This window comes from Thermus brockianus (assembly GCF_001880325.1).
Taxonomy (GTDB): domain Bacteria; phylum Deinococcota; class Deinococci; order Deinococcales; family Thermaceae; genus Thermus; species Thermus brockianus.
On sequence record NZ_CP016312.1, the window covers coordinates 314,175 to 328,060 of the forward strand.

Below are 13,886 nucleotides of genomic sequence, written 5' to 3' on the forward strand. Positions count from 1 at the left end.
CGGGCCCTCCTCCACCCCAACCGCCTCCGTAGGGACCGCCCCTTCTACCGCTTCCAAGGGGTCTGGACGGAGCTTTCCGAGGAAGAGGGCTATCCGGACTGGGAAGGCCCCTCTATCCCCTTCCTCCTGGAGCCTAACCGCCGCCGGGAGGGCAGCGATTACCCCAGGGTGGTCTACGAGCTTGGGCGCCTTCGGGAGGGCCAGGACCCCCCAGGGGCGCGGGACCCCATGGCAGACTACGCCCTGGGGGAAGGGGGCCTTTTGGAACTCCGCCTCCCCTGGGGCATGCTCCTCGTGGCCGACCCGGGCCACCGCCTGGCCTGGTACGCCCCCGGGCCCATTCCCATAGAGGGCATCGGGCTTCTTCTGGCCGGGGCAAAGCCCTTGCGTTTCGCCTGGCCCACCTGGGAGGAACCCGCCTTCGCCCTAAGGCTCAAGCCGCCTTATTTCCGCTTGAAAGAAGCCTGGCAAGGGCTTCCCGAATAGGTAGGCCCAACAGGAGGCCCACCAGGAGGAACACCCCAACCCCCACCGCCCCGCCCAGGACCAGGGGCCATAGGGCGGCCAAGGGGCTTTCCCCTGGGGCCCAGGCCTCGAGGCCTAAGCCGGGCAGAGCGGCCGAAAGCCCCGCCAGGTAGGCCTTTCCCAGATAGCTGGGCAAAGGGCCAACCCTCACCCCCTCCCGGGCGAGGAGCCGGAGGTAGAGGGCAAACCCCAGCCACCCCGCCAAGGCGGTGGCCAGGTTGAGGAGGAAAAGGCCCGCGTCCCTAAGGAGCCAGTAGCCCAGGGTGTTGGCCAGGAAGACGAAGGCGCTCGCCCCCACCGCCTCCCGCACCCGTCCCAGGGCGTAGAGGCCCCGGAGCAGGAAGGTATTCACCCCCCAGGGGAGGACCGCCAGGCCCATGGCGGAGAGGACCTGGGCGCTATAGGCCCGGTTTTCCGGGGTAAGGGGGCCGAAGAGGCCGAAGAGGAGGACCACCAGGAAGGGGGCCAAGCCCACCAAAAGGCCCCCCGCCAGGGAAAGGAGCAAGGCGAAGCGGCGGATGGGGGCTTCCAGGAAGCGGGCGAGCTCTTCCCCCTTTAGGGCGCTCATCCGGGGGAAGTAGGCGATGGCCGGGCTCGTGGCCAGGAGGCCCAGGGCCATCTGGAAGACCACCTCGGCGTTGTAAAACCCCGTGACCGCCGCCGGGGGGTAGCGGGTGAGGATGTTGGTGAGGACGAGGTTCAGAAACTGCCGCAAGGAGGTGGTGAAGGCGAAGGGGCCCATGCGGAGAAGGGCCGTGGCGAAGGCGGGGTGCCAGCGCCACTCCAGGCGAAGCCCCTTTAGGAAGGGAAGCTGGATGGCGGCCTGCAAAAGCCCCCCAAGGGCCACGGAGAGGCCCAAGAAGGTGGGGTCGCCGGGGAAGAGGGCCATGAGGCCGATGGCCGCCAGGTTGAAGGCGATGGGGCCTAGGGCGTAGGGCAGAAAGCGCTCCTCCGCCTGCAAAAGGGCGGAGAAGAGGGCGGCCATGGAGATGCCCAGGAGAAAGGGGAGGAGGAGCCGGGTGAGGTAGACCACCTGCCGGAAAGCCTCTTCCTCCCTCAGGTGGCTTCCCTCCGCCACCAGGAGCTCCACCACGAAGGGGGCGAGGAGGTAGCCCAGGCCCAGGACGAGGAGGTTCACCCCGAGGAGGAAAGCGGCGAAGCGGCGGGCAAACGCCTGGGCCTCGGAGGGAGGGAGGTTTTTGAGGATGGGGATGAGGGCGTTTTGCACCGCCCCCTCGGCCAGGAGCTCCCGGAGGAGGTTCGGCACCCGGTAGGCCACGTTGAAGGCGTCCTTGAGGGCATCGGGGTAAAGGGCGTTGAAGACCGCCTGGCGCAGGAGGCCCAGGACCCTCGAGGCCAAGGTGCCCCCCATGACCAGGAGGACCTTACGGAGCATTGCCCTCCAGAACCTCCTGGAAGACCTCCACGAAGTTCGCCTGGTTCACCACGGTGAGGCCGTGTAGGGCGGTAAGCTCCTTGGCCCGCGCCTTGTCCATGCCCAGAAGGACCAGGAAGCTCTCCCGGGCGGAAAGGCCCAGAACCTTCTTAAGCCCAGCGTACTTGGCGATGTGGGCCTGGAAATCCCCCGTCTTGGCCTCAAACCAATACACCCGGTCCCCCACCCGCACCAACACGTCCAGCTCCATGGCATCCCCGCCCGGCAAGGTCACCTGGTAGCCCACCGCCACCTCGTGGGGCAGGTTCTTGGAGCGGAGGAACTTCCGAAGCCGCTCGGCCACGTAGCGCTCCAGCCAGCCCCCGGTGAGGAAGTTTTGCACCCAGCCCTCGGTGCTGGCCTTGGCCCGGATACGCCGCTCCTCGCTTTTGTAGTGGTAGCTGGTGAGGAGGGCGTACTGCTTCAGCATGGTGCAGAACTGGGTGGAGTTGGCGATCTCCTCCTGGCTGGCCTCAGAGAGGGAAAGCTCAAACTGGCGCTTGGTGGAGAGGCTCTGCTTCAGGCGCTCATAGAGTTTTTCCAGGCTCGGGTAGCGGTCCCCCAGGAAGAGGGCCAGGCGGGTGAGAACCTTTTCCTTTTCCTCCTCCTCCGCCTGGGGCTTTTTCACCACCTGAATGCCCAGGCCCTTAAGCCACTCCTCCAGGGAGGCTGGCTTCCGGGGCTTGCCCCCTTCTCCTTTCTCCTTCGGGGGTTCTGGTGCCTCCGGCTTCTGGGGCTCCGGCGCCTCCGGAACTGGCCTGGGAGGCTCTCTCAGGAGCCGCCACATCTCCCCCGCCAGGGCGAAGAAGCGGGCCCGCACGGGGTCCTCACCCCCCTCCAGCCCGGGAGGGGTGAGGCCGGTACGCAAGGCCTCCAGGAGCCAGGCCTCGAGGGCTTCCTGAAGCGCTTCCCGTGCCGCCTCCAGGTGAGAGGCCTCCACCCGGAGGCCCAGTTCGGGAATCTCGGCCAGAAAGCGGCCGGGGCCCACGAGGTCGTAGCGGGCCTGGGCCATGGCGCTTTGCAAATAGCGGCTGATAACGCCCACGGCCTCCAGCATAGCAAGGAAAAAAGCCCCGGGGCTTCCGGGGCCCTTTGGTGCCGGGGACGGGACTCGAACCCGTACGGGGGCTACCCCCCAGCGGATTTTAAGTCCGCAGCGTCTACCGTTCCGCCACCCCGGCGCACGTCCCCCATGCTACCTAAAAGGGCAGGTCCCCGCCAAGGCGCAGGGTGAGGTCGGCCCCCAAGATCGCCTCTCCCGATACACGGAAGGGAACCCCAAGTTCCTGGGCCAGGGCCTCCGCCAGCCGCCCGGGACCGTTTTCCAGCACCTCGGTGCGGCTGGGCGCCAGGTCCACGGGGTGAGCCAGTACCCTGAGCCCCAGGGCGCGCAACCGCTCCCGGGCCCGTTCCGCCAGGGCCTCCTGGCCGGGACCATAGACCAGGGCCACCAGCCGGCCGTCAAGCTCCGCCTCCCCCGTCCCCCCCTCGCCCGTGAAGTAGAAGGCCACGAGCTCCCTGAGGGCCTCCTGGTCCACCGCCCACCCACCCGCAAAACGGCCCGGAAGGAGGAGGCTTACCAGCCCGGGCCGCTTCATGGCGAAGCCCAGGATGGCCCCCTTCTCCCCCCGGGTGAGGTCGGTCCGCACATAGGGCTCCACCGCCGCCACCACCCGGGGCAGGCGCAGAAGGCCCGCCGGGGAGAGAAGCTGCTCTTTGAGGGCGTGGAAAAAGGCCTGCTGGCGCTGAATCCGCCCGATGTCCCCCAGGGCATCCTTGCGGAAGCGCAGGTACCCCTCGGCTTGCTCCCCATTGAGGACCTGGCACCCCGGCTCCAGGTTGATGTCCAGGCCGGCGGCCATGTCCCGGTAGCGCATGGGCTTATCCACGCAGACCCGCACCCCTCCCAGGGCGTCCACCCCCCTCCTCAGGGCCTCGGTGCTCACCACCATGTAGCGCTCGGCCCGGATGCCGGTTAGGCGGGCCACCGCTTCCTTCATGAGCTCTGGCCCTCCCAGGGGGCTTGCGGCGTTCACCTTGTGCCAGCCGTGGCCGGGCAGCTCCACCCACACGTCCCGGGGGATGGAGAGCACCACCACCCGCTGGGCCAGGGGGTCCAGCCGCACCAGCAGGATGGTGTCCGCCAGGCCGCGGAAGCGCTCGGGGGCCCGCCTGTGGTACCCCACGTACTCGGGGCTGGAGCCGTAGACCAGGAGGGTGAGGGGGGCCTTCAGGCCCTCCGGGGCGGGCAAGGCCCCGTGCCGGGCCACAGGACCCACGAGGGGGTAGGCCCAAAGGCCCAGGGCCACCAAAGAGGCCAGGAGGAGAAGGAGGATGAACCTCCGCACAAACCACCAGTTTATCCCCAGCTGGGTGAGGCGGATTAGGGGAAGCAGACGGAGGCGTAGGCGGAGGAAAAGATGCGGTCGGCCCGCACCAGGCCGAAACCGTAGCCGGTGTCGTGGCCAGAAGGACCGAGGTCCTCAGCAGCGGCAGCAAGACAAGCATAGACCTGATCTGGAGTGGGCCACGACCCTTTTTGCGCCTTAAAGTGGCTCATATAAAGGGCCACCACCCCACTCACGACGGGAGCAGCAAAGGAGGTACCGGACCCAGAACCATAGTCATCGTTGGGCAAGGCCGCCACTACCCCCTGCCCCGGCGCCACCAGGTCCAGCTCCTGCCCGCAGTTGGAGAAGTACGCCTTTTGCTTAGTATTGTTCACCGCCCCCACGGCAATAACCGAAGGGGAGCCGGCGGGATAAAAAATCCCGTCCGTTCCGCTATTCCCCACTGCGGCTACCAGAACGACACCCTGCTGCCGCGCACTGGCCAAGGAGTTTTCAAGAGCAGGGTCGGAGATAGGTCCTCCGACCGAAAGGTTAACCACCCTAGCCCCTAAATCCACTGCCCGGTTCACGGCAGTGGCCAGATAAGCGGTTGTTATTTCCCCGTCTCGGGATCGGGCTACTTTCAGAGGGAGAACTCTCCCCTGCCAGGTCACCCCGGCCATTCCCAGAGCGTTGCCGGTAACCGCTCCTAGAACCGAGGCCACGGCTAGACCATGCCCTCTACCCTTGGGGGTATCATCCGTGGGGTCGGCGTCCCCATCAGCAACGTCAAGCTGAGCACTGGGAAGGTACCACCTCCCGGCCATGTCCACGTGGGCAAGGTAGCCAGTATCTATGATAGCCATGCTAAGCATCTGGTCGCCTACGGTACGGGCCCATGCAGTCTCCAAGCCCACGAGACCATTGAGCTGCCCGCTTTGTTTAGGAATGTAAAGGGGATCGTTGGGGAAGGCCAGGGGATAATACAGATAGTTGGGCTGCACCCACCTGGCCCCTGCTTGCAAAAGAGCCTGCGCTTGGCGCTTCTCCGAGCCGGGCAATACCCTAAGATGCACGAAGCCTCCAGGAAGGATGCCCATGACCTCCGCATTCCCCAGCCGGGCTACCAACCCCTGGGGGGTCAGCCCCTGGGAAAGCACCAGTAGCTCCCCTGGAACGTGAGGATAAAAAAAGTCCCCGTATCCCTGGGGAAGAGCCTTTTCGGAAAAGCCGCCCTGCGCGGTGAGGCCAGTTGGTCGTGGCGAGCAGGTTGCAGGAGGAGGTGAAGGAGGGGGCTGGGAGCAAGAAACCGCAGCCAGAAGCAAGACCAAGAAGAACCCCAAAAACCCCAAGCGCTTCATGGGGTCCACTATACCCCTCCCCCAGAGGGGCCACCTTAAGCCTGGGCTAAGGTTTGGGCCACCCGCCCGGCCAGCTTTTCCAGGAAGCCGAAGAACATGGGCCCGTAGTGGGCCAACTCGTCCCCATCCGTGGCCACCACGGGGAGGTCCCAGCCCCGCTCCCGGGCCAGGGCCTGGGCCTTCTCCAGGGGGTTTTTGCCCCAGGGCTTGGGCTCGTAGAGGAAGAGGTCCGGCTTGCGGCGGGCCACCTCGGAGAGGTCGGGGACGAAGTAGGCCTGGGGCACGTCCAGGAAGATGGGCCTCAGGCCCAGGTGCAAGAGGGCCTGGGCGATGTAGCTTCCCCGCCCCACGGTGATGGGCCCCCCCAGGTCCATCTCAAAGTAGACCCTAAGGGCAAAGCGTCCCTTGAGGGCGGCGTAGCGCCCGGCAAGCTGATGGGCCAGCTCTGAGGCCCGCTCCTCCAGGTCCAGGAGGTGGCCCAGGGTGGAGAGGTTCTCCAGGATGCCGTAGGGACTGGTGGGCAGGGGCACGGCGAAGACGGGGAAGCCCGCCTCCTTAAGCCTTAACGCCTGCTCCCGCTGTACCCCGGTGGAGAGGAGGACCAAATCCGGCTCCAGGCTCCTGAGGAGTTCCGTACGGGTCTTGGTGTAGGAGGCCACCACCGGCAGGGAGAGCACCTGGGCCGGGCGGTGGCAGAAGGCGCTCCGGCCCACCAGCCGCTCCCCCAGCCCCAGGGCGAAGAGGGCGTCGGTGAGGTTGGGAGCCAGGCTGACGATGCGCAAAAAGCGGTCGGGGAGCTCCAGGGGCCCCAGAAGCTCGTGGAAGAGCCTCATGACCGCAGGTCCAAGGCGCGGGCGTGGGCCTCGAGGCCCTCCGCCCGGGCCAGGAGGGCCCCCTTGCGGGAAAGCTCCCTCACCGCCCCTTCCGCCAGGCCCATGACGGGAATGACCTTGAGGAAGTCCCGGAGGGCAAGCCCCCCCTGGAAGCGGGCCGTGCCCGAGGTGGGCATCACGTGGCTGGGCCCGGCGATGTAGTCCCCCAGGGCCTCGGGGCTACCCTCCCCCAGGAAGACCCCACCGGCGTTCTGCACCCGGCCCAGCCAGGGAAGGGGGTCGGCCAGGGCCAGGCAGAGGTGCTCGGGGGCGTAGAGGTTGGCCAGGGCGAAGGCCTCCTCCAGGTCCTGGGTCTGCACCAGCCCACCCCGCTCCAGGGCCTTCCGGGCAATCTCCCCCCGGGGAGGTCCTGGAGCTGGCGGAAGAGCTCCGCCTCCACCTTCTCCAAAAGGGCCCGGTCCGGGGAGAGGAGCCAGGGCTCGGAGTCCGGGCCGTGCTCCGCCTGGGCCAGGAGGTCAGCGGCCAAGAGCCTGGGGGAGGCGGAGCCGTCGGCCACGATCAGGGTCTCCGTGGGGCCGGCCAGGCCGTCTATGCCCACGGCACCGAAGACCTGGCGCTTGGCGGCCACCACGTAGGCGTTCCCCGGCCCCACGATCTTGTCCACCCGGGGAACCCGGCGGGTGCCGTAGGCCAAGGCGGCGATGGCCTGGGCCCCGCCCATGGCGAAGAGGCGGTCAGCTCCCGCCACCCAGGCGGCGGCCAGGACCCCGGGGTGGACCCGGGGGGGGCTGGCCACCACCACCTCCCCCACCCCGGCCACCTTGGCAGGCACCACGCTCATGAGGAGGCTGGAAAGGAGGGGGGCGCTTCCCCCGGGCACATAGACCCCCACCCGCTCCAAGGGGCGCACCAGCTGGCCCAGGACCCCCCCCCTCTCCGCCCGCAGAAACCCGCCCCGGGCTTCCTCCCGGTAGAAGGCCTCAATGCGCTCCTTGGCGGTCTCCAGGGCATCCCGCAGGCCCTCGTCCAGGTCCTCGTAGGCCTCCCGCCAGGCCCGCTTGGGAATCTCCTCCACGGGGTGGCCGTCCAGGTCCAGGCTCAGGCGGTCCAGGGCCTCGTCCCCCTCCTCCCGCACCGCCTGGAGGATGCCCCGGACAATCTCCTCCACCTTGGGGTCAAAGGAAAGCCCCCGGCGGGCGAAGCGCTCCCTCACCTCCTCCGCGCGGTAGATCATGCCTCCACTATACCCAGCGGCGCCGCCTCCGGGGCTCCTCCACGCCCTCCAGCACCGCCTCAAACACGTGGTCCCCCACCTGCTGGGCCATCCGCACGGGCAAGCCTTCCTCCAGCTGCACCAGGCTCAGGCCCGGGCGCAGGCGAAAGTGCTGGCGAAGCCGTCCCTCCGCCTCGAGGTCCGCCAGGCGCTCCACATACGCCCTGCCCCCCGGCATGGGGAAGCGGGCCACCTCCCCGGGCAGAAGGGAGAGCCGGGGAAGGTAAAGGACCAGGGAAAGGGGGTCGTGGTACGGGGTGAGGTAAGGCAGGGCCAGGCTTTCCTTGCCCTGGCTCACCAGGACTACCCCCTCCTCCTCCAGGCGCTCCACGGTGAAGACCCTGGCCTCCCGCGCCTCCACCCGTTCGGCGAAGTAGCGGGAAAAGCCCTCGGGGTCCGTTTCCGTCTGCCAGCGAAGCCGGACCTTGGGGAGGGGAAGGAGAAGCTCGGCCGTCAGGGTGGCCCGCACCCCCTCATCCGCCGGGCGCACCTCTAAGCGCCCTTCCCCAGCGGGCTCCCCGGCGAAGAAATAGCGGTAGCGGTAAAGGGCGGGGCGCTCGGTCATGGCCTTAGCGTACCTTGATGGTGAGGGGCGGGCCAGGCACCTCCAGGAGGTAGTCCACGGGGTCCCGGCCCGGGACCCGGATGCGCAGGCGGTAGACGCCCTTCTGGTCAAACTCCACCCGGCCCGGCGCCGTCAGGAGGAGCTGGCCTGTGGGCAGGCGGGACCCTGGGGGGGCCTCGAGGAGGAAGACCTCCGCCTTTTCCGTGGGGGGCTCGGTGCGGAACTCCATCACGTAAGCCCCTTCCCCGCTCCCCCGGGGGCGGAGGAGGAGCACCCCCCCAAGAAGACCCAAGGCCCCGAGCACGAGGAGGAGAATTCCCCTACGAGCAAGGGAGGCAGGCTTAGGCTCCACCACGGGGAAGGAGGGAAGGTCCGGCTCTTCTATGCGAATGACCTTAGGGCGGCTTGGGGAGGGCTCTTGCGGGCTTTCTCCCGTCCCGTTGGCCCCTAATGCCCCCTCCCCCTCTTCCCCTTGGGGCTCCACGGGAAGGCGCTTGCGGCCCGGGGTGTCCGGCTCAGGTGGGGGCGCGGGGGGTGGGGTGGGCCCCGCCTCTTCCCAAAGGGCCTCCAGCCCCGCCTCCTTGCGCTCAAGCCGCTCCAGGGTTTCCCTTAGGGGAAACTCGGGGTAGCGCTCGCCCAAAAGGGCCCGGGCCAGGGCCACCAAGGCCCCTTCCGGCTCCCCCACCAAGGCCTCCATGCCCGCCCCCGCTAGCCAGATGCGCTTGCCCTTCACCAAGAAGAGCTCCGGGGGTGGGGCAAGCGTCACCCCCCTTTCCTTCAGGGTGCGGAGGAGGGCCGCCACCTCCTTAAGCCAGTGGGCCGCCCGCTCCGGGTCCGCTACCCCCAGGTACTGGGCGAGGGGCACCGCCCCCAGGGGCCATTCCAGAACCCAGGCCTCAGGAAGAACCTGCAAAACAGGCAGAAAACCCTCTCCCTCCACGGGCTTGCCTTGCGCCCCTTGGATGACCATCACCGGCATGCCGGTGCGGGTATCTTGGCCCTCGTAAACGGTAATGGCGCCAATACGGGCGAGAATCCGCCTTAGCCAATATGCGCCCAAAACCTCCATCCCCCCAAGTATACGCACCCCCCCATGAGGAGGCTTATAATCTGCGAAAGAAGGTCGGGCCTTTGGCCGGAAAGGAGCGGGGATGGAGTTCAAGATCACGCTGACCACGGAGGAAATCGTTCGGGGCTTGAAGCACTACCGCCGCATCGCCAAGCAGGATGTCCTCCGGGCGCCGGAAACGCCCAACCCGGAGGTCTTCCGCCGCCACGCCGAGGCGCGCCGCGAGGTCTACGCCAAGCTGGCGGAGGTGGCGGAGGCCGAAGGGCCGGAGGCCGTGGTCCAGTACGCCCTGGAACTCTACAAATCCCTGCCCTTCGTCACCGGTACCCCGGAGGACGCCTACCCGGAAATCAAGGGCCAGGAAAACGCCCTGGAAAACTTCTTCCTCATGATCGGCCTGGACCCCAAAATCCGCCGGGAAGCCCGCAAGGCCCGTAAGTCCCTGCAATGACCCTGGAACTCCTTAGGGCCCAGGCCCAAGCCTGCACCGCCTGCCGCCTGGCGGAGGGCCGCACCCAGGTGGTCTTCGGCGAGGGGAACCCCGACGCCCAGCTCATGATTGTGGGGGAAGGCCCGGGGGAGGAGGAGGACAAGACGGGCCGCCCCTTCGTGGGCAAGGCGGGGCAGCTTCTGAACCGCATCCTCGAGGCCGCCGGCATCCGCCGGGAGGACATCTACATCACCAACATCGTCAAGTGCCGCCCCCCGGGAAACCGCGCCCCCCTCCCCGACGAGGCCAAGATCTGCACGGATAAGTGGCTTTTAAAGCAGATTGAGCTCGTTGCCCCCCAGATCATCGTCCCCCTGGGGGCGGTGGCGGCGGAGTTTTTCCTGGGGGAAAAGGTGTCCATCACCAAGGTGCGCGGCCAGTGGTACTCGTGGCACGGCATCCGGGTCTTCCCCATGTTCCACCCCGCCTACCTCCTTAGGAACCCAAGCCGCGCTCCCGGAAGCCCCAAGCACCTCACCTGGCTGGACATCCAGGAGGTGAAGCGGGCCCTGGACGCCCTCCCCCCCAAGGAGCGCCGGCAGATCAAGGCGGTGAGCCAGGAGCCCTTGCTATAGAATGTTCCCCGCCTCCGAGCCCGGATAGACCCCCTGGGCCTTCCGGGCCGGGCCTTCGGGCCCCGGGGTGGCGGGGGCAACCCCGTCGCCTGCCGCGGTGGCAAAGGAGGTTTCCCTTGCGCTTTTGGATATGGTTCCTCTTTGGCCTGGTGGGCGCCCTGGCCCAGAGCGTGCGGGTGGTGGCGGCCAGCGACCTGACCTACGCCCTGGGCGAGCTCGCCCGCACCTTTGAGGCGCGCCATCCGGGCACGAGGGTTTTCCTCACCTTTGGCTCCTCGGGGAAGCTCTACGCCCAGCTCACCCAGGGCCTCGAGGCGGACCTCTTCTTCTCGGCGGAAAGCCTCTACCCCAAGCTCCTGGAGGAGCGGGGCCTGGCGGAGCCCGGCACCCGCCGCCCCTACGCCCTAGGCCGCATGGCCCTATGGCTAGACCGGAAACTGGGCCTCGAGGCCAAGCCCGAAGCCCTGAAAGACCCCAGGATTACCCAGGTCGCCCTGGCCAACCCCGTCCATGCGCCCTACGGCCGGGCCGCCCTCACCCTTTTGGAGCGCTACGGCCTCCTTCGGCGCAAGGACCTGACCCTGCCCGGCACCGCCAAGCCCTTCCGGGCCCTCACCTGGGAGGAGATCCCTTGGGAACGCCTCACCCAGGGGGTGGAGGCCTACTGGGACACCGCTCCCCTGGCCCAGGGCAAACCCCGCTTCCGGTTCGTCTACGGGGAAAACATCGCCCACGCCGCCCAGCTCGCCCTCTCCGCCACGGGGGCGGGGATTCTCGCCCTGCCCTTGGTCCTCCACGAAAGCCTTTCCCGCACTGGGGTTTACTGGGTGGCCCCTTGGGGAAGCCACCTGGCCCTGGAGCAGAGCTACGTGATCCTTAAGGGGCGGGCCAGGCCCGAGGTCTTGGCCTTCTACCGCTTCGTGGGAAGCCCAGAAGGAAAGGCTCTCCTCAAGCGCCACGGCTTCCTTCTCGGAGAGTAGATGCCCGAACCCGAGTTCTTCACCGCCCTCCGCCTCTCCCTCCTGGTGGCCTCCTTAAGCGCAGGGCTTCTCCTCCTTTTGGGCACCCCCCTCGCCTGGCTCCTCGCCTTCCGCGACTTCCCGGGAAAAGCCCTTCTGGAAGCGGTCTTCCTCCTCCCCCTCGTCCTGCCCCCCACGGTCCTCGGCTTTTACCTCCTTCTCTTCCTGGGGCCGGAGGGGCTTTGGACGAGAATAACCGGGGTTTCCTGGGCCTTCCGCCTCGAGGGGCTTCTCTTCGCCAGCGTCCTCTTCAGCCTCCCCTTCGCCCTCACCGCCTACCGGGAGGCCTTCTTGAGCCTGGACCGGAACCTCTTGGAGGTGGCCCGCACCCTGGGGGTGCCCCGGGCGAAGCTCTACGCCCGGGTGGTCTTCCCTTTGGTCTGGCCCGGCCTTCTTTCCGGCACCCTCCTGGCCTTCGCCCACACCTTAGGGGAGTTCGGGGTGGTGCTCATGGTAGGGGGGTCCATCCCCGGGAAAACCCAGATGGTGAGCATCTACCTCTACGACCTGGTCCAGGCCCTGCGCTTCGCCGAGGCGGCCAGGGCTTCCCTTTTCCTCCTCCTCCTCAGCCTCCTCATCCTGGTTTTCGTGCGGCTCCTGGAAAGGAGGTGGCGGGCGTGGAGGTCCACTACCGGATAAGGCGCCCTATTGCCCTGGAGGTCCGCTTCCGGATCCAGGGCTTCACCCTGCTCCTTGGGGAAAGCGGCGTGGGCAAGACCACCCTCCTCAAGGCCCTGGCGGGCCTCCTCCCCGCCGAAGGCACCCCCTACGGGGGCCTTCCCCCGGAGAAGCGGCCCATCGGCTATCTGCCCCAGGACCTGGCCCTTTTCCCCCACATGACGGCCTGGGAAAACGTGGCCTTTCCCCTCAGGGGGAAAGACGCCAAGGACAAGGCCATGGCCCTCCTGGAGCGGGTGGGGCTTTGGGCGCACGCCCACAAGCGCCCTAGCGCCCTCTCGGGCGGGCAGAAACAGCGGGTGGCCCTGGCCCGGGCCCTGGCGCGCAACCCCGAGCTCCTCCTCCTGGACGAGCCCACGAGCGCCCTGGACCCCCTGACCAAGGACCAGGTGGTGGCGGAACTCATCGCCCTCATCCGCCGCGAGGGCCTCCCCGCCCTGGCGGTGAGCCACGACCCCGCCTTGGCGGGGATGGCGGACTGGCTGGTGGTGCTGGGGCGGAAAGGGGTGCTCCAGGAAGGCCCCCCGGAAAGGGTCATGGCCGCCCCCGGGAGGGTGGAGGTGGCCCGGCTGCTCGGGTACCAAAACCTCTTCCCGGTCCGGGTGGGGGAAGGAGGGGTGGAGGTGAACGGGGTCTTCCTCCGGCTTCCCCTTCCCCCCTGGGCCAAACCCGGAGGGAGCGCTTGGCTTGGGGTGCGGGCGGAGGAGGTGATGGTGGTGCGGGAAGACCGCCCGCCCCCCCTGGAGAACGTCCTGGAAGGCGTGCTAGAAGGCCTCCATCCCCAGGGCCTGGCCTACCGGGGACGCTTTCTCGGGCCCATACCCCTGGTACTCCTCCTCCCTCGGCACGTGCAGGAAAGGCTCCGCCTCCAGCCCGGCGAGCGGATCCGGGTGGCCCTGAAGCCCCGCTACCTGCACCTGATGCCGGGCGAGGCGGAGGAGGCCCGGGAGGTCTAGGCCGAACTTGCGCCGCAGGCCCTTGAGGTAAAACCGGGCCCGGGGCAAGGGGAGGCCCAAGGCTTCCGCCAGGGCTTTGGCCTCCGGGCTGGTTCCCTGGCCCAAGGCCCAAAGCGCCGCCCTTTCCCCCGGCAAAAGGCCAAGGCCCCGCTGGCCCCTAAGCCCCTCTGCCAAGGTGCTCGGCCTGTCCTGCCGGGTGAGGAAAGCGTAGCGCCCAGGGTCATAGGCCCGCAGGCCCCAAGGGGTGGGCCAGAAGATGACCTCCCCTTTCGCCAGATGCTCCAGATCCGCCAAAACCAACCCCTCTTCCCCTTTCCACACCACCTGCCAACCCGCTTTCCTCAGCGCCTCCGCCACCAAAGCGTAAAGCGCCAGGTGATCGGTGAACACCGCAACCCGCATTGGCCCTCCTTTCCGCCCAAGGTCCTAAGGCCCAAAACCCGCCTAGGCCTGGGGGAAAGGAGGCGCCCTGGGGACGAGGGCCTGGGAGAGGGGAGCGGGGTAGCCCGGCGCCCCCAGGGGCCGCACCCAGCCCATCCTGAGGGGGCGGGGCAAGGCGGGCGCTTCCACCACCGGGGTGCCCGGGGCCACCTGGAGGCCGCAGAGGGGGGAGTGCTCCACCTCCACCGTTTCCCCGGGGGCCTGGCAGAGGTCGGCCCTTAGCCCCGGGTTCTGCACCTGCATGAGGTAGAGCTGCAGGGCGACCCCGGTGGAGGCGGCCAGGGTCAGGAGGACGTAGAGAAGGGCTAACAACCCCCTCCCCTTCCCGGTCATGAG

The 13,886-nt window shown here is 68.1% G+C and carries 14 protein-coding genes, 1 tRNA gene, 1 pseudogene and 1 riboswitch; of the genes and pseudogenes, 6 read left to right on the top strand and 10 right to left on the bottom strand.

The features are described 5' to 3' along the window. Positions 1–168 precede the first annotated feature (168 nt). Positions 169–486 carry a hypothetical protein gene (locus tag A0O31_RS01600; protein WP_071676393.1) on the top strand — a complete coding sequence of 106 codons (318 nt, stop codon included), beginning with the start codon at positions 169–171 and terminating at the stop codon, positions 484–486. Here the strand turns inward: A0O31_RS01600 and murJ are convergent. The 9 genes and pseudogenes from murJ to A0O31_RS12850 all read right to left on the bottom strand — a co-directional run bounded on the left by murJ (position 434) and on the right by A0O31_RS12850 (position 9,391). Further along, positions 434–1,921, bottom strand: a complete 1,488-nt coding sequence (gene murJ / locus A0O31_RS01605) for a murein biosynthesis integral membrane protein MurJ (protein ID WP_071676394.1) — start codon at positions 1,919–1,921, stop codon at positions 434–436. The two genes, A0O31_RS01600 and murJ, sit on opposite strands and share 53 nt — an antisense overlap. Next, a complete protein-coding gene (locus tag A0O31_RS01610; protein WP_071676395.1) occupies positions 1,911–3,017 on the bottom strand; it encodes a PDDEXK family nuclease in 1,107 nt (368 codons plus the stop codon). The genes murJ and A0O31_RS01610 overlap by 11 nt, the downstream gene beginning before the upstream one ends. Positions 3,018–3,053: 36 nt before the next feature. Then, a tRNA-Leu gene (locus A0O31_RS01615) sits at positions 3,054–3,141 on the bottom strand. An 18-nt stretch (positions 3,142–3,159) separates the two neighbouring features. Further along, positions 3,160–4,308 (bottom strand): LCP family protein, encoded by a 1,149-nt coding sequence (locus A0O31_RS01620; protein WP_028493171.1) that lies wholly within the window; start codon positions 4,306–4,308, stop codon positions 3,160–3,162. Between the two features lie 35 nt (positions 4,309–4,343). Beyond that, positions 4,344–5,651 carry a S8 family peptidase gene (locus A0O31_RS01625; protein ID WP_028493170.1) on the bottom strand — a complete coding sequence of 436 codons (1,308 nt, stop codon included), beginning with the start codon at positions 5,649–5,651 and terminating at the stop codon, positions 4,344–4,346. A gap of 35 nt (positions 5,652–5,686) precedes the next feature. Further along, entirely contained in the window at positions 5,687–6,484 is a 798-nt protein-coding gene (locus A0O31_RS01630; protein ID WP_028493169.1) for an ABC transporter substrate-binding protein, read from the bottom strand. Then, positions 6,481–7,718, bottom strand: a pseudogene (hisD, locus tag A0O31_RS01635) (histidinol dehydrogenase). Before hisD ends, A0O31_RS01630 begins: the two are co-directional and overlap by 4 nt. Before the next feature lie 7 nt (positions 7,719–7,725). Beyond that, the gene (locus A0O31_RS01640) at positions 7,726–8,322 is read right to left on the bottom strand and encodes a DUF3108 domain-containing protein (protein ID WP_071676396.1); all 597 of its coding nucleotides are present in this window, start codon (positions 8,320–8,322) and stop codon (positions 7,726–7,728) included. 4 nt (positions 8,323–8,326) lie between these two features. Beyond that, positions 8,327–9,391 carry a hypothetical protein gene (locus tag A0O31_RS12850; RefSeq protein ID WP_071676397.1) on the bottom strand — a complete coding sequence of 355 codons (1,065 nt, stop codon included), beginning with the start codon at positions 9,389–9,391 and terminating at the stop codon, positions 8,327–8,329. A gap of 82 nt (positions 9,392–9,473) precedes the next feature. Here A0O31_RS12850 and A0O31_RS01650 point away from each other — a divergent pair, with 82 nt between their 5' ends. The 5 genes from A0O31_RS01650 (at position 9,474) to A0O31_RS01670 (ending at position 13,109) form a co-directional block, all read left to right on the top strand. Beyond that, positions 9,474–9,842, top strand: a complete 369-nt coding sequence (locus tag A0O31_RS01650; RefSeq protein ID WP_039458950.1) for a hypothetical protein — start codon at positions 9,474–9,476, stop codon at positions 9,840–9,842. Next, positions 9,839–10,456, top strand: coding sequence for a uracil-DNA glycosylase (locus A0O31_RS01655; RefSeq protein WP_071676398.1), 618 nt, complete (start codon positions 9,839–9,841; stop codon positions 10,454–10,456). Before A0O31_RS01650 ends, A0O31_RS01655 begins: the two co-directional genes overlap by 4 nt. Beyond that, positions 10,457–10,581: riboswitch (molybdenum cofactor riboswitch) on the top strand. Further along, entirely contained in the window at positions 10,573–11,436 is an 864-nt protein-coding gene (modA, locus tag A0O31_RS01660; protein ID WP_071677889.1) for a molybdate ABC transporter substrate-binding protein, read from the top strand. Its footprint overlaps the riboswitch before it by 9 nt. Then, positions 11,437–12,114, top strand: a complete 678-nt coding sequence (gene modB, locus A0O31_RS01665) for a molybdate ABC transporter permease subunit (protein WP_071676399.1) — start codon at positions 11,437–11,439, stop codon at positions 12,112–12,114. Then, positions 12,084–13,109, top strand: coding sequence for an ABC transporter ATP-binding protein (locus A0O31_RS01670; protein ID WP_152024384.1), 1,026 nt, complete (start codon positions 12,084–12,086; stop codon positions 13,107–13,109). The genes modB and A0O31_RS01670 overlap by 31 nt, the downstream gene beginning before the upstream one ends. 444 nt (positions 13,110–13,553) lie before the next feature. On the opposite strand, the gene A0O31_RS01675 is transcribed toward A0O31_RS01670, so the two are convergent. Continuing rightward, positions 13,554–13,883, bottom strand: a complete 330-nt coding sequence (locus tag A0O31_RS01675; RefSeq protein WP_071676400.1) for a hypothetical protein — start codon at positions 13,881–13,883, stop codon at positions 13,554–13,556. Positions 13,884–13,886 lie beyond the last annotated feature (3 nt).